General features: G+C 70.2%; 20 protein-coding genes. 14 read left to right on the top strand and 6 right to left on the bottom strand.

The window, feature by feature from the left end; translation table 11 throughout:
* The first annotated feature begins 103 nt into the window (after window positions 1-103).
* Complete coding sequence (locus tag IF30_RS0115330; RefSeq protein WP_199807869.1) at window positions 104-2,293, top strand: radical SAM protein; 2,190 nt, start codon at window positions 104-106, stop codon at window positions 2,291-2,293.
* 53 nt (window positions 2,294-2,346) lie between these two features.
* Here the strand turns inward: IF30_RS0115330 and IF30_RS0115325 are convergent, their stop codons facing one another.
* A complete protein-coding gene (locus IF30_RS0115325) occupies window positions 2,347-2,958 on the bottom strand; it encodes a hypothetical protein (protein WP_234322710.1) in 612 nt (203 codons plus the stop codon).
* Window positions 2,959-3,019: 61 nt separating this feature from the next.
* On the opposite strand from IF30_RS0115325, the gene IF30_RS0115320 reads away from it, so the two are divergent.
* The 5 genes from IF30_RS0115320 to IF30_RS0115300 all read left to right on the top strand — a co-directional run bounded on the left by IF30_RS0115320 (window position 3,020) and on the right by IF30_RS0115300 (window position 6,227).
* Entirely contained in the window at window positions 3,020-4,108 is a 1,089-nt protein-coding gene (locus tag IF30_RS0115320) for an aldo/keto reductase (protein WP_234322709.1), read from the top strand.
* Window positions 4,105-4,935, top strand: a complete 831-nt coding sequence (locus tag IF30_RS0115315) for an endonuclease/exonuclease/phosphatase family protein (RefSeq protein WP_030237699.1) — start codon at window positions 4,105-4,107, stop codon at window positions 4,933-4,935. Before IF30_RS0115320 ends, IF30_RS0115315 begins: the two co-directional genes overlap by 4 nt.
* A 59-nt stretch (window positions 4,936-4,994) precedes the next feature.
* Window positions 4,995-5,132 carry a hypothetical protein gene (locus tag IF30_RS47845; protein WP_158835117.1) on the top strand — a complete coding sequence of 46 codons (138 nt, stop codon included), beginning with the start codon at window positions 4,995-4,997 and terminating at the stop codon, window positions 5,130-5,132.
* A 213-nt stretch (window positions 5,133-5,345) separates the two neighbouring features.
* Window positions 5,346-5,621, top strand: coding sequence for a hypothetical protein (locus IF30_RS47840; protein ID WP_030237695.1), 276 nt, complete (start codon window positions 5,346-5,348; stop codon window positions 5,619-5,621).
* Between the two features lie 60 nt (window positions 5,622-5,681).
* Entirely contained in the window at window positions 5,682-6,227 is a 546-nt protein-coding gene (locus tag IF30_RS0115300; protein ID WP_030237693.1) for an AAA family ATPase, read from the top strand.
* A 386-nt stretch (window positions 6,228-6,613) separates the two neighbouring features.
* Here the strand turns inward: IF30_RS0115300 and IF30_RS0115295 are convergent, their stop codons facing one another.
* Both IF30_RS0115295 and IF30_RS0115290 read right to left on the bottom strand, forming a co-directional pair.
* Window positions 6,614-7,399 (bottom strand): hypothetical protein, encoded by a 786-nt coding sequence (locus tag IF30_RS0115295; RefSeq protein WP_051710333.1) that lies wholly within the window; start codon window positions 7,397-7,399, stop codon window positions 6,614-6,616.
* 425 nt (window positions 7,400-7,824) lie between these two features.
* Window positions 7,825-8,022: a type II toxin-antitoxin system Phd/YefM family antitoxin gene (locus IF30_RS0115290; RefSeq protein WP_158835114.1), complete on the bottom strand. Its 198-nt coding sequence runs from the start codon at window positions 8,020-8,022 to the stop codon at window positions 7,825-7,827.
* Between the two features lie 123 nt (window positions 8,023-8,145).
* Between IF30_RS0115290 and IF30_RS43600 the strand changes: the two genes are divergently transcribed.
* The 7 genes from IF30_RS43600 to IF30_RS0115255 all read left to right on the top strand — a co-directional run bounded on the left by IF30_RS43600 (window position 8,146) and on the right by IF30_RS0115255 (window position 15,040).
* Window positions 8,146-9,840, top strand: a complete 1,695-nt coding sequence (locus IF30_RS43600) for a hypothetical protein (protein WP_051710331.1) — start codon at window positions 8,146-8,148, stop codon at window positions 9,838-9,840.
* A 137-nt stretch (window positions 9,841-9,977) separates the two neighbouring features.
* Window positions 9,978-10,193, top strand: a complete 216-nt coding sequence (locus IF30_RS0115280) for a hypothetical protein (RefSeq protein WP_030237681.1) — start codon at window positions 9,978-9,980, stop codon at window positions 10,191-10,193.
* A gap of 142 nt (window positions 10,194-10,335) precedes the next feature.
* A complete protein-coding gene (locus IF30_RS0115275) occupies window positions 10,336-10,782 on the top strand; it encodes a hypothetical protein (protein WP_030237678.1) in 447 nt (148 codons plus the stop codon).
* Window positions 10,783-10,798: 16 nt separating this feature from the next.
* Window positions 10,799-11,821 carry a hypothetical protein gene (locus IF30_RS0115270; RefSeq protein WP_030237675.1) on the top strand — a complete coding sequence of 341 codons (1,023 nt, stop codon included), beginning with the start codon at window positions 10,799-10,801 and terminating at the stop codon, window positions 11,819-11,821.
* 16 nt (window positions 11,822-11,837) lie between these two features.
* Window positions 11,838-14,036, top strand: coding sequence for a hypothetical protein (locus IF30_RS0115265; protein ID WP_030237672.1), 2,199 nt, complete (start codon window positions 11,838-11,840; stop codon window positions 14,034-14,036).
* Window positions 14,037-14,293: 257 nt separating this feature from the next.
* Window positions 14,294-14,602: an integration host factor, actinobacterial type gene (gene mihF, locus IF30_RS0115260; RefSeq protein ID WP_030237669.1), complete on the top strand. Its 309-nt coding sequence runs from the start codon at window positions 14,294-14,296 to the stop codon at window positions 14,600-14,602.
* Between the two features lie 81 nt (window positions 14,603-14,683).
* Window positions 14,684-15,040 carry a hypothetical protein gene (locus tag IF30_RS0115255; RefSeq protein ID WP_030237666.1) on the top strand — a complete coding sequence of 119 codons (357 nt, stop codon included), beginning with the start codon at window positions 14,684-14,686 and terminating at the stop codon, window positions 15,038-15,040.
* Between the two features lie 53 nt (window positions 15,041-15,093).
* On the opposite strand, the gene IF30_RS47835 is transcribed toward IF30_RS0115255, so the two are convergent.
* Together IF30_RS47835 and IF30_RS0115245 are read right to left on the bottom strand one after the other, a co-directional pair.
* Window positions 15,094-15,390 (bottom strand): hypothetical protein, encoded by a 297-nt coding sequence (locus IF30_RS47835; RefSeq protein WP_158835108.1) that lies wholly within the window; start codon window positions 15,388-15,390, stop codon window positions 15,094-15,096.
* A gap of 132 nt (window positions 15,391-15,522) precedes the next feature.
* Window positions 15,523-15,960, bottom strand: coding sequence for a hypothetical protein (locus IF30_RS0115245; protein WP_030237663.1), 438 nt, complete (start codon window positions 15,958-15,960; stop codon window positions 15,523-15,525).
* Between the two features lie 109 nt (window positions 15,961-16,069).
* Here IF30_RS0115245 and IF30_RS46715 point away from each other — a divergent pair, with 109 nt between their 5' ends.
* Window positions 16,070-16,717 carry a hypothetical protein gene (locus IF30_RS46715; protein WP_234322708.1) on the top strand — a complete coding sequence of 216 codons (648 nt, stop codon included), beginning with the start codon at window positions 16,070-16,072 and terminating at the stop codon, window positions 16,715-16,717.
* A gap of 374 nt (window positions 16,718-17,091) precedes the next feature.
* Here IF30_RS46715 and IF30_RS0115235 read toward each other — a convergent pair whose 3' ends face one another.
* Window positions 17,092-17,388 carry a sigma factor-like helix-turn-helix DNA-binding protein gene (locus tag IF30_RS0115235; protein ID WP_030237659.1) on the bottom strand — a complete coding sequence of 99 codons (297 nt, stop codon included), beginning with the start codon at window positions 17,386-17,388 and terminating at the stop codon, window positions 17,092-17,094.
* Window positions 17,389-17,479: the final 91 nt, after the last annotated feature.

Below are 17,479 nucleotides of genomic sequence, written 5' to 3'. Positions count from 1 at the left end.
CACACCAGCGCCCGCCGGAATCGGCGCCGCACCTTCCTGTCCCCTCCCCTCGCCGCTGCCGGTCCCCCGGCTCCGTGGCGGCGTTCTACCTTTCGGAGGACCGATGTCCAACACCCAAGAGTCCCAGCCGTTACCGCACCGGCTGACGCCCGGCCCGCTGGCCGACAGGCTGACCCCCCTCCTGGAGGCAGTCGCCCCGGGCGCCGACCACCACCGGGCCGCGGCCGAGGCCGACACCTGCCGGACCCGGCCCAACGAGCTGCGTCGGCACCTGGAGACCCACCTCGGCGGCCTCGCCGGCCGCGTGCGCGTCACCGGCACCCTGGACCGCCGCCTCGTCCTCATCGAGCGCCCCGACAGCCGCTGGGCCGTCGCCGACCTCTCCGGACAGGGCCACGACAGCCGCCACTGGCCCGCGTGGCTCACCGGCCACATCGAACTCGACGACCCTGACTCGTGGCTCTCGCTCGCGGACCTGGACGAGTACGCCGTCACCCGACTGTCACGGCCGCGGCTGCTCCTGGCAGCGCTGTACCACCCCGAGTTCTTCCCGCTGCCGCGATTCCCCCTGGGGATCAGCGACGTCGCCCGGGGCTCGCGCTCCACCCTCATGGGCACCACCGAGCTGATGGACATGCAGCTCGGCGTGACGCTGCCCGACCTGCTCAAGGAAATCGCCGACAACACCCCCGACATCCTCGGCATCTCCGCGACGTTCGGGCAGCACGACCTGATGGTGGAGGTACTGGACGCGGCCTACTCGCTGCCCGAGCCCCCGCTGGTCGTGGCCGGCGGAAGCCTCACCGTCCGCAACGAGAAGCAGCTCCTGGACGCCTACCCGAAGCTGCTGATAGCCCGGGGCGCGGGGGCGCCGACGATCCGCGGCATCCTCGCGCACTGGCACGGCGACATCACCCGCGAGGAGATCCCGGGCATCGGCTACCAGGGCGCCGCGCGCGGAGAAGGCACGTTGGCGATCCGCCGCACCGCCCGGCCGGCCGCGGCCCGCAGCGAGGAGAGCGACCTGCTGCCCGAGCTCGACCTGCTGGACGCCACCCTGGACTGCCACGGGGTCGCCCAGGCCGAATGCTCGCGCGGCTGTGTCAGCGCGTGCTCGTTCTGCCCCCGCGACCACAAGGGGAAGTGGGCAGGGGCGAACGCCAACCTGCTCCCGTGGTTCCTGCACGAGGTCGGCTTGGTCTTCGACCGCCACCCCGACACCAGCCGCGTCCTGTACGTGGTGGACGAGGAGTACGTCGGCCGCGGTCCGGACGCCGTCCCCAGGGCGCTGGCAGTGGCCGGCACGATTAACGACGCCGGATTCCAGTGGGAAACCAGCTGCCGCATCGAGCAGGTCGTGCACCCCGACCACGACAAGGACTGGCACGTGGAGAGGGCGGCCATGTGGCGGGAGCTGGTCGAGCGGGGCCTGCGACGGTGCCTGTTCGGCGTCGAGTCCGGCGTCGACTCCATCCTGGAGCGCTTCAACAAGGAGACGACCTCCGAGCAGAACGCGCTGGCGATCCGGACCCTGTCCGCACTCGGTGTCCCGACCCGCTACACGTACATCACGTTCGACCATCTGATGACTCTGCCGGAGCTGAAGGCGACCCATACCTTCCAGGGCCGCACCGACCTGCTCCTGCGCCCCCTGCCGCACCTGTCCGTCGAGGAGATCGTCGCCGGAGTGCGCGACGAAGCCTTCGTCGCGAAGTACACCACCGGACGGCCTCTCCACCAGGGCATCTCCTACATGCTCGTCTCCATGGAGTGCCTGATCGGCGCCGCGTACACCCGGGAGGTGCAGAACCGGGGCCTGGCAGGCGCGGTCCGGCCCTCGATGGGCCGCCAGGACGCCGACTTCGCGGACTGGCGGATCGGCATCGCCTCCGAGTGGGCGCAGCTGTGGATCGACCGGAACTTCGCCCTGGACTACACGCTCAAGTCGCTGGAGAAGGTCCTGGAGCAGGGTGACGCGTGGCGGGCTGTGCGCGCGGCCCGGGTGGTCCTGAAGGACTCGGCGTACACGGTGCTGGGGCACATGCTGCACGCGATCGAGAGCACCCCCCTGTCGATGGGCGTGGAGGGCGGCGGGGCCGGCCTGCAGGGGCGGCTGCGGACGGTGCTGGAGGAGGAGATCGCGCAGCTGGCCCGCCGTGTGGACGGCGCCGTCCGCAAGGCGGCCCTGGCGCTGCCCGACGACCGGGCCGCCTTGCTGCGGGCCGAGCACCGGCGCTGGCTGGGCAACCGCGAGTGGGCGCTGATCAACGCGGCCGACCCTTGCGGGACCTGACGCAGGTGGGCCGCCCCCGGTGCCGGGGGCGGCCCACCCAGGGGCGGCGCGGATCAGGAACTGGCCTTCTCCCTGATCGGCACCCAGTTGAACTCGGGGCAGAACCGGGCGTAGGTGACGAGCTTCCACTTCGCGTAGTCGTCAAGGCGGCCCTGCTCGCGCAGCAGGTGCTTGACCCACAGGTGGCAGACGCGCTCCTCCTCGGTCATCGTCTCGGCGATCTGGTCGAGCATCCGGCAGGCGACCGCGAAGTCCTCCTCCGTCAGCGCGGACAGGTCGACCTCGACCCCTTCCAAGATGAAGGAGAAGACGAGCCGGGTCGTGGAGAACGACGTCTTGCGCTCCCCGAGGAACGTCGTCCGGTCGGCGAGGGCCTGCATCAGGTGGTCCCGGTCGGCGACCGGGTAGCCGATGCCGAGGTCCAGGTCGGACGTCTCGAGGTTGAGGCGGGTGCCCAGAGAGCCGACGTCGCGTGGCTCGCGTCCCGTCCACTGTCGGATCAGGCCAGCGGCCTGCTCCCGCAGGGCCAGCAGCCTGGTGTCGTGGGCGCGCATCGCGGCGTAGAACGCTTCGGCTCGCGCGTACTCGGCGGGGGTGAAGTCTGCGGGGGTCGCCCAACCGGCGGCCATGATCGCGCTGAGATCAAGTTCGGTGTCGGTGTTCACGCGCCACACCATAGTCACTTTCGTCATGGTTTGTGGCGGAAACTTACGGAAGGGTAGAAGAGTGAATGGTGTAGAAAGCCGTCTCCTGACACGGGAGTTGACGGTCAACCCGGTGGCGGTCGGTTGCTGGGCGATCGGCGGCCCCGGCCACAACCTGGGCCTGCCTATGGGCTGGGCGAACGCGGACGACCGCGAGTCGCTGCTCGGTCTGCGCCGGGCGCACCAGCTCGGCGCGAACCTGTTCGACACCGCCGACGTGTACGGCCACGGCCACTCCGAGCGGCTGATCGGACGGTTCCTGGCCGACGTCGACCGGGACTCCGTGGTGCTGTCGAGCAAGGTCGGGTACTTCGCCGGCACCGCCGAGCACGCCTACGAGCCCGAACACATGCGCCACCAACTGGAGACGACCCTGCGCAACCTGCGCACCGACCACCTGGACATCTACTTCCTCCACACGAACTCCTTCGGCAAGGCGGACCGCTACCTGGAAGGCGCCGTCGAGCAGATGCGCGACTTCCAGCGCCGGGGTCTGATCCGTGCCATCGGGATGCGCGGCCCGCACCGCCTGGCCACCGACCGCCTCACGCTCCCCAAGGCGCAGCGGGAGGACAAGCACGCGCGGTTCCGCCAGTTGTTCGAGGTCATCCGCCCGGACTACCTGTCGGTGCGGTTCAACGCCCTGACCCCGCTCGCGGGCGAAGGCCAGCAGGACCTGTTCGCGTTCGCCGCGGAGCGCGGCGTGTCAGTGCTGGCGAACAAGCCCCTCGCGCAGGGGTTGCTGCTGGGCAAGTACGACCCCGATCGGCCGCCGGCCTTCGGCGAGGGCGACATCCGCGGGCGCAAGGCGTGGTTCACCGAGCCGTTCCTGCGGATCCTCCAGCAGGGCCTGGAGCCGCTGCGCGAGCGTTTCGGCCCCTCGTCGGCGGACCTGGCTCGCGTCGCGATCCGGTACGTTCTCCAGCACGCCGACAACTGCGCCGTGTTGACCGGGTTCACCACCGCCGAGCAGGTCGAGAAGAACCTGCTGTGCCTGGGCGAGGAGCTGTCCGGCGACGACATGGCGTTCATCCGGGAGACCTGCGGGCGCGTCCAGAAGCAGCTGGACGCCGCCGGGGAGGTCTTCCTCGACGAGCTGGAGAAGCCGTGACCGCCGCCGACCAAGCCTCGCTGTTCACCCACCGCACCGCCGTGCACGAGCCGGCCACCGACCGGCTGCGGCTGATGACGTGGAACGTCCAGCACGCAGCGGCCGCCCGCACCGTGCGGCAGGTCGACTGGCTGGCCGGCCAGGAGGGCGCCGACGTCGCGGTCCTCACGGAAGTTTCCGGCGGGAGCAGCGGCGATGTGCTGGTCCAGGAGCTCAGCGACGCCGGTTACCGGGCCGTGATCGCCCCATGGGGCGGTGACGACTACCGCACCGTCATCGCCTCCCGCCACCCCGGCCTCGCCGCCGCACTCTGCCCGGTGCAGTTCCTGCCCCATCGCTTCCCCGCCGCGGCCCTGTGCCTCGCCGACACCCCGATCACCGTCGCTGGTCTGTATGTGCCCTCCCGCGGGCCCAAGGAGCGACGCAACGAGGACAAGCGGGCCTTCCAGAGTGCGGTGAGCGCCGCACTGCCCGCCCTCACCGCCCATGGCGGCCTGGTCGTCGTCGCTGGCGACCTCAACGTGGTGGAGCCCGACCACACCCCGCACCACCGCGTCTATGGCCAGTGGGAGTACGACTTCTACTCCTCCTTCGCCGCGGCGGGCCTCACCGACGCCTTCCGCGCCCAGTGGCCCGAGGCAGTCGAGCACAGCTGGTTCGGACGCCGCTCCGGCGACGGCTACCGTTTCGACCACGCCCTGGTCACCGCCGCTCACCGCACGCGGATCCTCACCTGCCGCTACCTGCATGAACCGCGTGAGAGTGGCCTGAGCGACCACTCCGCCATGGAACTCGTCGTAGACCTGCAACAGGAGACCGCGCCGTAACCGCCCTCGTCACCGCCACCCACCCGGCGACCCTCCCGTCCGGCCGCCGGGTCGAGGTGATGCTCCTCGTCGGCCCCGTGGGCCTTCGTCTTGGACTCGGCCTGTTTCATGGCGGCTTCGGCCTCGCGGAACATGGCCAGGGCGCCCGGGCGGTGGAGGACATCACCGTCACCCACTGGCAGCTGATCACCAGCTGACCTGAGCACCACCAGCACACCGACCGGGCCCCGCACCGCGGGGCCCGGCCCATGTCCGCGCTCAGCCACGGGCCGCCATCTCCGGCACTGGCAGGGCCTCCGGCAGCGGCTGGCGCCCCCGAGCCAGCACCAGCACGGCACCCGCCCCGCCGACCGCCGCCACCGCCAGGCCGCTGCCCAGGAACGCGGCCCAGGAACGCGGCCCCTGGACCCGTGGCGGCCAGCGCCGGGACGAACAGCATCGAGACTGTCCCGCAGGTACGGATCACGGTCCGATCCACCGTCAGCAGCCGCCTTCGGGCGGCTGGAGGGAACAGCGCGAAGTGCGTCGACAGTGCGATCTGCAAGAACGGCGACACCACCCCCGACAGCACGGACAGCATCAGCAGCACCGGCAGCGACCCGGCCAGCCCGATCGCCGCCAGCACCAGCCCGGTTGCCGCCCACGCCCCGCAGTACACCGCCGTCAGCGGCGCCGGCACGTCGTAACCCCCGGCCGCTCCCGCAGTTGGCAACAACCAGCGCTCCAGCGACGAAAGAGAGAAACCAGTGATCATCTGGCTCAACGGCCCCTTCGGCGGCGGCAAGACCACCTGCTCCACCACCCTGCAGAAGGAGCTGCCCGGCGCCGTCCTCTTCGACGCCGAGGAGGTCGGCTTCCTCCTTCGCCAGGTCTTCCCCAGCAAGTACCGGGACTTCCAGGACAACCCCGCCTGGCGCCCCCTGGTCGCCGAGTTCGCCGTCCGCTGCCACCAGGAGAACGACGGCCACCCGGTGATCATCCCGATGACCCTGCTGCGCCAGAACTACGCCGCCGAGATCCACGGGGCCATCAAGGCCGCTGGCGTTCCGCTCCAGCACCTCCTTCTCCACGCCGACCCGGAAACCCTCCTCGACCGCATCAACGGCAGCGTCGAGTTCCCCGACAACGAGGAGCGCAGCGAGAAGGTCAGGGTCTTCCGCCGCCGCAAGCTGCCCATTTACACCGAGGCGTACGACGGCTGGCTCGCCGCCGACGCCGAGGTCATCGACACCACCCACCTCACCCCCCGCCAGGTCGCCGACCAAGCCCTCAAGACCATCGGCGCGCTGTGACCAGCAACCTTTCCGAGGCGATAGCGCGCCTCACTGGGCCGGCTGAGGTCGTCGCCGACCTCAGCCGGCCCGGTACCACTGCAACCGACCGCCTCCTGCGCCGCCCCGGAGGCCAGCACCTGGTTCTCAAGGCGAACAGCAGCCCGGACTGCTTCACCCGCGAGCTGCATGCACTGCGCACCTGGACACCCGCTCTCGGCAAAGCAGCACCCCAACTGGTCGACGCCGACGCTGGTGCGGGATCGGGGACGCCGCTGCCATCGCCGTCTCAGCCGCTGCTGCTGGCCACAACGACTTTTCCCGTGAAGGTCACACGGCACTTCGCGCCATGGCCGCTACCTGACGGCCGCCGGCCGCGGCCCCTCGCCGCGGCCGACTCCTCACTGTCAGTCCTGGCCGAGAAGGCAGGCAACGACCGGCCCGCCGTGGTCATTGATGCCGTCGACCAGGACGTCCACTGCCTCACGGGCATGAGCGATCAGCCCGGTGCCCTGGATGTCGGCCAGAGTGGGCGACGGCAGCGGCCAGCCCCTCGCCAGGATCTGTACCGTGCTGGTCGTCAGCACCGCGACCGTGCTCTGGTGCGTCTCCGGCTCCTCCAGCGCCGGGTAGCGGTCCTCACCGCGCTGGTAGCGGGCCGCCTGCCAGTCCGCCCAGCCGTAGGGCAGCCGGTCTGCCGCGAGGTGGTGGTGGCGCAGCGGCACCTCGATGGTGATCGCCAGGTCGCCGGCGTAGTCGTCGCGGCCCGCGCGTACGCGGTGCAGGTCCGGGCGCAGGCGGACGTAACCCGGGGACATGACCGGCCCGGTCGCCGTGCGCCAGGCCGTGACCGCGAACTCGACCGGGTCCGGGTCTTCGTCGTCCCACGGGGCGAAGGACTTGCGGTTCTGCTGGACGTAGGCAGCGAAGCGGCTGCCGCCCGCCCGATCAGCCATCTCCTGGTCGTAGGCGGAGTCGATACGGACAAGGGTGGTCGAGGACCAGGGCTTGAGCATGCGAAGGCCTCCAGCGGGCGTGGCGGTGGGAGCGAGGGCCGGAGCCGGGTCGGGCTCGACGGCGGGATGGATCTGGGTGTCGGCGGCGCGCAGCAGCTCGGTGTACGGCATGTCAGTGCCGGCCTGCTGCGCCGCGCGGGCGGCCCGGGCCGCTCCTCGGCGGTTCTTCTTCGTCACGGTGTTCGTTCCTGGCGGGCCTGCCCCACGCGCTCCCCGCCGGACGATGGCACGCGGCGAACGAGAGCACGGGCACCCTCAGGTCCCTTGGTCGGCGGCGCCCGGTGTCCCGGCGTGGGCGGGGATCAGGCAGCGACGATCGGCAGTGCGTGTCCAGCCGGATGCCAGCGTATCGGGCAGGCGGGCCGAAATAGGTCGCCCTGAGGAATGTGCCGCCACGGAACGGTGGGCGGCGCGGAGATGACACAAGCTCACAAGGACAGGCCTCGTAAGCTGATCACCATCTGCTGAATGGATCCGTCTGAGCACTGCCGGGCGAGACCGCGCACCGCAGACGTCCGGCTGAGCACACGGCCGCCAGACCTCCAGGCCTTTCTGCCTCCGCACTGAAGCGCCGTCACAACCGCGCTGCACAGCCGACAGTGTCACGTCGCTGCTGTCCCGGGCTCCTCGTTCAGCGCCTGGCACGCCCTCAAATACCAGGCATGTGAGACCAGGACAGCGCGCGGCTCACCGTAGTGCGTGAGCACCGTCGGGGCGTTCTGGAAGTGAGCCTCCTCCACCAGCCGACCAAGATCGTTCCTCGCTTCGCGGATGCCCATGGTGGCGGCCTTCTTCGACATGGTCAGAGGATACACACGGTACACACAGTAACTTGTGTACCGTGATTACACTGTGTACCGTGATCTTGTGCCGAGGAGTCAGCAGCCCCGGCCTCGGACGCCGTACCGAGCAGGAGACCCACCGTGAGGATCGCCAGACGCACCGCCCCGGCCGCCGCCCCCACGGCGCCGGCCGGTCCCCCGAGCCAGCAGGATGTCGAGCGCGCTCGCGCGGACATCGCCGAGCTCGAGAGGCTCGCGAAGATCGTCACCGCGGGGTTGGTCAGCATCGGCGTGGGCGGCCTGACCTTCACGGCGGTCAACGTCACGCAGTTCGCCACCCGGCACGGCACCCTGCTGGAGATCGCGTGGCTGCTCGACCCGCTGGTGTCCTCGGCGCTGCTCCTCGTTCTGTACGTCGACGGCCGCCTGTCCCGGCATTCCGGCTACCGGCCGTCGGGCTGGCCGCTGTTGCTGCGGAACTTCGCCGGGCTGGCCACGTGGGTGATGAACGTCTGGCCGTCGGTGTTCCCCACCGGGAAGCTGGAGTTCTCCCATGCGGACCCGGGCGGAGTCCTCTTGCACTCGGTCGTGCCGATCCTGGTCATCCTGCTGGCCGAGGCGGCCGCCGGATACAGGCGGTACTTCGCACGCCGTATCGCCCTGTGCGAGGTGACGATCCGTAACTGGGACGCGTTCGTGCGGGCGGAGAAGCAGCGCGCCGCCGAGGAGCAGCGCGAGGCGGACAGGGCGGCCAAGGCGGACGCGCAGAGGATCGAGCTGCAGGAGCGCGCCGAGAAGAAGGCCGAACAGGATCGGGCCGATCGGGCGGCCGAGCTGGAGAAGAAGCGGGCGCACGACGACAAGGTTCGTGCGGAGGTTCGTGCGGCTGAGGAGGCGAGGCTGGCTGCCGAACGGGCGGCCGATCTGGAGCGGCGGCGCTTGGACGCGCAGGCCGCCGAAGCGAACCGTGCGGCTGCGGCGGAGGCCGCACGTGCGGCAGTCGAGGCCGCACAGGCCGAGGCCGACGGCAAGGTCCGTGCGGCTGCCGAAATCGAACGGTTGCGGCTTGAGGCTGCCGAGCGTGCGGCTGCCCGTGCGGCCGAGGAAGCCGAACGTGCGGCTGCCCGTGCGGCCGAGGAAGCCGAACGGGAAGCCGCACGCAAGGAGCGGCTGGTCAGGGCGGAAGCCGAGGCGGAGGCCGCACGAATCCGCGCGCAGGCCGAGGCGCAAGCTCTTGCAGAGCAAACACGTATGGCTGCTGAGCAGGCAAAACGTGCAGAGGAGCGGCGTGCGCTGGAGGCCGAACGCAGACGTGCAGACTCTGCAGACCGAGCCGCACGGCGCACGGTGCGGCCCGTTATCCCTGGCGAACAGAACCCGCTCATCGAGGCGCACGGAGTGCCGCACGGAACGCTCCGGGAGCCGCACGGAACGGTCCCCGTACCGCACGCAGAATCGAACAGTCAACCGAATGGACACGCCCGGACGGCGTATGAAACGCTCCTGCCAGCCGCACGCACGCCGCACGAATCGGCGCATGCAGTCGCTGCGGACCCGCACGAATCGCGCAGTCAGGCCAGAGCGCGGATCCGCGAGGAAGCCGAAGAGCGGGCCGCACGGAACGAGCTGCAGGGCATCGCGCTGACCGGCATCGAGTTGGGTCGCCAGTACGGAAACAGCGAACGCTGGGGGCAGGCGCGGATCGCGTCGGCCAAGCTCCGGCTGAAGAACGACCCGGACTTCCGGGCGAAGATCGAGAAGCAGATTGCGGAGGAGAGCGATGCCGGCGAGAGCGCACAACCGGAGGCGGCGTACCAGATCGATGTCGCCGCTTAACTAACGCACAGTAATCAAATCGGGGATGTGAAGAAGGGCCGCCGGCTTCGAGTCCGCAGGGAATCGCGGGCTCCGTGGCACCCGGCACGGTCGGCGGCCCCCGTCCGTAACCGACCGACAGGGCGGAGGTGACGACCATGGCAGGTGCGAAGGGGAAGCAGCGCCGGGACGACTTCTACTCCGAGAGACTGGCCGCTGCCGCGAACCCGATGGAGGCTCTGGCCGTCGAGCTCGACCGGGTGAGGGCCGTATTCGGGAAGGTGCCCGACCAGCGGCAGGCCGAGGTGCTGCGGCTGGTGCAGGACCATCTGAGAGAGCTGCGGGCGACGCTGGCCGACTACCGGCGACGCTGAGTCCGCACGGTCCGCAGTCCGCACAGTCCGCACCGGGGGTGCGGACGGACTGCGGTGAAACACCTTGCGCGCGCGCAGGCGCAGGCGCGCGCGCGATTTACCTGCAGAACCATCAACTGTCAATAATCGAAAAGAGATTGTGATGCACTACGCAGTGAGCGGACTCACGGGCTGCGTCGCCGGAGTGCTGGCCTGGCTGCTGCTGACCAAGGGCGTCAGCGTCGGCCCGACCATCATCCGCAGGCAGATACCGCGCCTCATCGCCGCTCTCACTCTCGTCTGCGGGATGGGCCTCACCGGGCTACTCAGCGTTCCGCTGCGCGCCATCGCCAACACCGTGGACCACTGGTCGACCCAGGCCGGATGGATCGGGTTCTCCATCTCTGCTCTCGCCGCCGCCTTCTGCGTTGTCGGTCTGCTCCTCGACCTGATCAACAACAAGATCGACAAGAACACGCTCACCATGGCAAGTCTGGTCCCGTTTGCGGCCTCGCTGATCCCAGGCAGCTTCGGTGCCTGGTCGGTGTCGGTGCTGTCCATGCTGGCCGCCTCCCTCGGCCAATGGGTCGGCTCCTGGTTCGCTCGCTGACAAGGGGGACCACCAGATGATCGAGATCCTCATCGGATCGGCATTAGCCACCGCCCGCGCCTACGGGCCCCGCACCCTCGCCTACGGTCGGCAGACTGCAGCCGCGAAGAAGCAGGAGCTGGCCGCCAAGACCGGACGAGTCGTCAGCGGTACCCGGAACAAGGTGCGCTGGTGGGTGAGCGAGACTGGCGAAGACCTGGTCGAGTGGCTCGAAGAGGCCGGAGAGCGCAACGCCGAACGCGTCCACTGGTGGACGCAGCGAGCTACCGCCTACGCGCGCGCCTGGAAGATCGAGTTCCCGGAAGCCAGGGAGCGGGTCAACGACTTGGTCGCGGACTGGTACGGGGAGGACCGGCACGCTGACCCCGACCCGGAGCAACCGCCCGGCCTCGCCAGGCCGACGTCGAAGCCGGGCACAGGGACTGCTCCAACCGCCCCGTCCAGTGCCCCGAAGCCGAAGCCGAAGCCGAAGCGGTCCGCGCCGTCGGCGCCGGCCGGGCTGGAGCCGTCGAGCTACCCCTACCCCGCGCCCGGTGACTGGCCCGGCACCAAGAACGACACCACCGTGGCCGCGCCGCCTTCCGCGTCCGGCGGTACGCCGGGCCTGCTGCCCGTCACCGTCATCACCCACTCCGGAGTCATCGTGAGCACCCCCGCCATGTCCGCCGAGCTCGTCGGCTACGACTCGCTTCGCACCACCCTGACCCTGATCGCCAGCTCTGCTCTGGACGACCTGGAGATCGCCCAGAACGACGCCGCCAGGTCCGCCGTCACCGCCACGTACTTCGACCAGCTGGCTGACAGCGCCGTCCGGCACAACCTCGACGCTGCGACGATCGCCGAGCTCCAGGCGATCGCCGAGGCCGCCCGCAGCGAAGCCGCCGCCAACCAGGCACTCGCCAGCGCAGCGGCTCTGCGCGCCGGTAACGCCGCTATCGCGCTCCGCGGAGTGACCGCACGCTGGCACGAGTACGTGCACCAGCACCGTGCCCAGGCCGCGAAGGGCGCGATCCCGTCCCAGCAGTTCCTCGAAGGCTGACGGGAAGGAGAAGGAGATGTTCCAGAACGAGGAGACGGATCGTCAGCGCGCCAGCATCAACGACACCCTGGCAGCCTTCCGCGCCCCGGACCAGGTGCCAGCGGCGCGCCGCCAGCCCCTTGGCGCTGCCGAGCACAGCGGCTGGCGGGCGCTGCCGCTGCCGATGAAGGCCGCCGCTGGACTGGTGGTCGGCACCTGGACAGCCGGCCGGTGGTCAGTACGGCAGTGGCGGGCCACCCTGCCGGTGTATGTCTCCGGCGCCGTGTGGGGCGCGGCCGCCCTCGGCCACGGTGAGCACGTCTCTCCGGGACTGGCGGTGGCTGGTGCTGCGGCAAGCGCCTTGGGCGGCGGCTGGTGGGTGCGTACCGCCACCCCGCCGCCCAAGCTCTTGGGTGGCGCCGTGGTGCTGTGGGCCGGCACGTGGACGTGGCTCGGCGCGGCGCTCACCGAGGGTCCTACCGAGCGGCCGCTGCCCGCCCTGTTCGCCTTCGGGGCGACCATCACGGTGGGCACCTTCGGGTGGCTCGAGGGCCGCCGCCGGGCGCTGACCCCGCAGGGCGAGGAGGACGACGGGGTGGAGGTGCTGCAGGCCGAACCGGTGAAGGCGCCGCCGGTGGTCATCGACCAGGACGGCAACCCCGTCACGGGCGGCGACCAGCACCAGGTGTGGGAGGAGTTCGTGTCGAGCCCCGGCGGGCCGCTGCCCGGTGCGGAACTGGTCGAGGTCACGGTCACCGCGAACGGCTGGAGTGGAATCATCCTGCTGCCGCGCGGCCGGGCTTCGCTGGCCACCGCGCACGCCGCGGCCGACCGGATCGCCTCCGCCTACGACGTGCCGGAGGTGTCGGTGTCGATCGACTCCACCAGTTCCGGCTCCTCGCGCCGCGCCCAGCTGTCGATCTTCGAGCGCGACCCGCTGGCCACCTCCCAGCCCTGGGACGGCCCCAGTCTGCTCGACCCGGCCACCGGCATCGCACCCATCGGCCTCTACCAGGATCTGCTGCCGACCCGGTACCGAATGTGGCGTCCAGGCAGCGGCCCCGTGCACGACCTGATCTCCGGCACCACCGACTCCGGCAAGAGCTCCCTGGTGAGCATGCTGCTGGCCTACGAGCGACACTCCCAGCACATGCTGTCCTTCGTTGGCGACCCGCAGGGCGGCCAGAGCCTGCCCGACTGGCAGGACGAAACGCACTGGTACGCCGATGACCCGGACGAGATCCTGGGCATGATGCAGGCCGCCGTGGCTCTGATGTACGACCGCTCCCGGCGGCTGGCGACGTTGGAGTGGGTCGACCAGCACGGCCGCATCCGGCGCGGTGTCTCCGCGTTCGACCCGGTCGCCCTCGGCCTGCCGATCTTCAGCACGACGATCGAGGAGGCCCACAAGGTACTGAAGATCAACAGTGAGATGGTCCGGGCCACCGAGGAGTTCGGCGCGATGAGCCGCAAGTGCGGCGGCCGTCTGCGGGTGGTCACCCCGGTGCCGACCCTGGACACCATGGGCCACAGCACACTTCTTCGGGAGATGGTCGCCTCCGGGAACGTGATCGTCTTCCGTACCGGCGGGCCGTCCTCCGGGCAGGCCGCCTTCAACGGCACGCTGCCGGTGCAACCGCACTTGCTCCAGAAGGAATGGCCAGACGGATCGTCAACGGCCGGCCTGGGGTTCGCGCACGTTCCCGGTGCCCGCCGCGGTGCGTTCAGGACCTTCCAGGTCGAGGATCCGTACCACTGGGCCTCGACGGGGCACCTGACGGAGATCCAGGCCGAGGATGAACTCGCGCTCGGCGAGATGTTCGCTACGTGGCGCGAGCGGCGCGCCGACCGACGCCTGGGCCGTGTCCGGGTGCCGGTGAACGTTCAGCTCACCAAGGCATCTGCCGTCTCGCCTGTCGCCCCGCCGGTTGCCGTGCCCGCGTCGACGGTGGCCGGGATTCCAGCTGGCGGGGAGGAAGCCGCGCGAGCTGAGGCAGCGCTGATCACGCCGAAGGCCGGCCTGCGGTCTTCGGCCCGCGCCGACCTGCTTGCGGCCCTGCGCACCGACGTGGACCGGGTCTGGACGAATGCCGAACTGATGGACATGACCGGCCTGACCAACGCGAAGACGGTCAGCTCGGCGTTGACGCGGCTCGCCGACGACAAACTGGTGGTCAAGCACGGTACCGGGCAGTGGCAGGGCGTCGCGCGGAGCCCGGAGTTCGCGATGGCCTGAGTGGATGGGAGAACCCACTGCCGACATCTGCCTAATCCGAGCGCAAAGGGCCCCGGGAACGCCCCGGGGCCCGGGCCCGGACCTCTGCGAGCCGGACGCTGTGCGGGCTCAGGAGACCACTCTGTCGGGCAGCCAGAGGAAGCGATTCGGACCACCGCTCCACTCGGTGAGCGCAGCGGCCGGGCAGCCAAACCTGCTGGTGGATCACCAACGCGGTGGGCGATGATGATCACCTCACGCACGACGAAGGGATTCGCATGGCTCTGCCTCCACTGACCCCTGAGGTCCGCGCCGAGGCTCTGAAGAAGGCGATGGCAGCGCGCAAGGAGCGCGCCGACATCCTGACCGCGCTCAAGGCCGGGACGCTCTCCCTGCCGGAGGTCCTGGCGCGCCAGGACGACGTCATCGCCAAGACCAAGGTCCGTCGTCTCCTGACGGCTCTGCCCGGGGTCGGAGCAGTCAGCGCCGACCGCCTGCTGGGCGAGCTCGGCATCTCCGAGACCCGCCGCGTCCAGGGCCTCGGCCCTCGCCAGCGCGAAGTGCTCTTGGAGCGCTTCGCCGCTTAAAGCTGACGGACAAGACCACGGGTCCCCGGCACTCGCCGGGGGCCCTCCGTCTATCAGAAACACCCTGGGGAGACCTTGAGAGTGCTGCGCGCGGGCGCCGACTACCAGCGCTTCTTGACCGACGCCATGCGGCTCAAGACCTTCAGCGTCCCCGAGATATCGTCCGAGCACGCGCCGCACACCGCCTGGTGGCGTGTCCAGGTGGAGGACATCGTGTACGAGCCGGAACGCCGCCTGGCCGTCATCGTCATCCCCAACGGCCAGTACCGGCTGCCGGCGCAGCTGCTCGGCTGGGCCGAGGCGGTGCACAACGACCTTGCCGACCGGTGGCACGTCGCCGACCCCTTCCCGTTCGTGGCGTACTTCGGCCAGGTCGACGGCGAGTTCCTGGTCGACATGAAGCCGATCCTCGGCCACTCTGAAACGGGCACGGCCTGACCACTTCCACTGCGGGCCGCAAGAGGCGGCGCCTACGATGACCTGTCGGGCCGTCAGCAGCGTTGTGCTGACGGCGGGTAGCTGTCACCAAGGGGAGAGCGATGGCCGGCCGCGACCGAGAGATCGAAGACCTCCGGGACCAGATGCGCCGGTGCGCTGAGGAAGCCGCTCTCTTCCCCGCCGGATCCCGTGCCCGCGCCGTGGCCCTCGCGGACGCGGAAGGGTATGCCGCTGAGGTCAACGCGCTGCGCGCCGGGGTCCGGCGCCGCCTGCATCCACTGCGCGTGCGTGCTGCCGTGATCACGGCGGTCGTTGGGCTGACGGTTCAGGTGACTGGTATCGCCGGTCACGCCACCACTGAGGTCGCGGGGACGCTAGGCCTGGTTGGGTTCGCCCTGATCACCCGCTGGCGTGCCAGGCCCCGCCGGATCGGTGCTCGGGGCCTGTTCAGGTCGTGACCTGCTCCACGTAGGCTGCGTCGTTCAGTCGCGCCGGAGGACCTGGTTGCGCAATGCGCGCAACACGGCCAGGGCGTCCTGGTCGTCGGCGTCGGTGAACGCGTGGATCGCCAGCAGGATGGATCGGGCGACCAGCTTCGCGGTCACTGGGTCGTGGCCTGCGGCAGCGGCCTGGTTGTGCAGGGCATCGGTCAGGACAAAGACCATACGAGCCATCGGGTCACTGTTGATCTCCGCGACCAGTCGGCCCGTTTCGTCATAGTCCATGGTGGCGTCGATGCCGAAGGCGGCGATCAGGATGTGGTGGAGTGTGTGCTGCCCGTAGGCGGCCAACAGCGCCGGCAGCGGGCGCTCGCCAGCGCCGCCTGCCAGAACCTTGAGGGCATCGGTGTCGTTTCCGACGACGGCCTCCAGGGCGGCTAGGGCTCGCAGGTGCTCATCGTCAGTCAGCTCGATGTCCATGGCAGGCCAGGCTATGCCAACCTCTGTAGCCCGGGGCGAGTTCACGAGAACGGGACAGCACTGGGAACCGCTGCGCGACAGTGCGGGGGTGACCTCTACATCGGATCGCTTGGGCCTGCCCGCACGCCGTCGCCGCCACGCACGCCTGATCGCCGCCCTGACCACGCTGATCGGAGCCTGCGCCGAGGCAGCCGACGCGGTGTACCAACCCATCGCCGCCGCCCCTGTCGACCAGGAGGCCGTGGAGGTGAACCTTCTGCCGTGCCATCAGGTCAGCCTTACCGCCGCCCCCCTGCTGGACCTGGCCCGCGCCGAGGACGACGCCCGGTGGCCGTCCGCCGTCGCCCGGGAGCGGAACGAGGCCCGACGGACCTACGCGGCGCGGTGCGCCGTGGCGCAGGCCGAGGCGCTCCTCGACCAGACGCAGGCCGGGCCGCCCGCTGAACACGGCGTACCGCTACCGACAGTGGAGCAGAGTGCCGCGTTGGACCTGGCGAGTGCGGGCGACGAGTTCGCCGCCCGGTGGCGAGACGATCCGGCGCAGGCCGTCGCCCTGGTGCGCGAGCTGGTGGCCGGTGGTGAGTTCACCGCCGACGAGGTTCTCGACGAGGCGGCGGCCGCCACCGTGACGGCCGGGCTGCTGGCGCTGCAGGAGGCACGGGCCGCATCCGACCCGAGCACGGCGGCCGAGCTCTGCCTAAGCGCCGTTCCGCACATCGCGCTCGCGGTCACCCTGGTCTCAGCCGACTTGGACTGACCGAGGTCAACGCTCCCCAGTGCTGTCCGTTCTCGCGTGAACACAGCTCGGGTCAGTCGGTCTTGGTAACTCCCGAACTGATGACGAAGTGCTGCTGTTCTCGCTCGCGTACGGAGCCCCCGGCGTGTTTCCCGGGGAAACAGGCTGGCCGCGCCTCGGGGCGGGGCTGTGGAGCCGGTCACCAGGCCGAGTCGGAGAGAGGACCGAGAATCCCCGGCCGGTCCCGTGGTGGGAGGTGTTCCCGCGGATGGAGCTGCCCAGGCGGTCCGCGACCCGGCGGCCTGTAGGGCGGCCAGACGACCAGATGGCCCGCACCCAAGGAGGGTGCGGGCCATCTCAACGTTCGGACCAGGCCGCGGCCGCAGTGCCGGCGCCTACCTCGCCTTGCGACGGCCGTCCGGCGAGCGCTGCCCGCGCGCGATGGCGGACACCCGCTCGGCGCCGACGCCCAGCTCCTTGCTGATGTCCGTGTACGTCATCCCTTCGCGCAGGTAGATCTCCTGGACCACCCGCTGGCGGTAGTCGCTGAGCGACGCCTGGAGATCGGGAACCTCGCGAAGGGCCTGCGTGAGCCGCTTCGCGGCGTTCATGCGGCCTTCGGGGGTGTCGGGGTAGTGCAGAAGCTCCTCGAGGCACTTGAACAGCTCGGGCAGCGGCTTCGGGTCAGTCATCAGGGCGGCCATGGCTCCGACAGTACCCAGCTGGTAGCCCACCGGGCAAGTGCCCATCCCCGAGTATTGCAAGTAAGTTTCTTGACGAATT

Source organism: Streptomyces sp. NRRL S-350 (assembly GCF_000719705.1).
GTDB lineage: Bacteria > Actinomycetota > Actinomycetes > Streptomycetales > Streptomycetaceae > Kitasatospora.
This window is presented reverse-complemented; position numbering and strand designations above follow the sequence as displayed.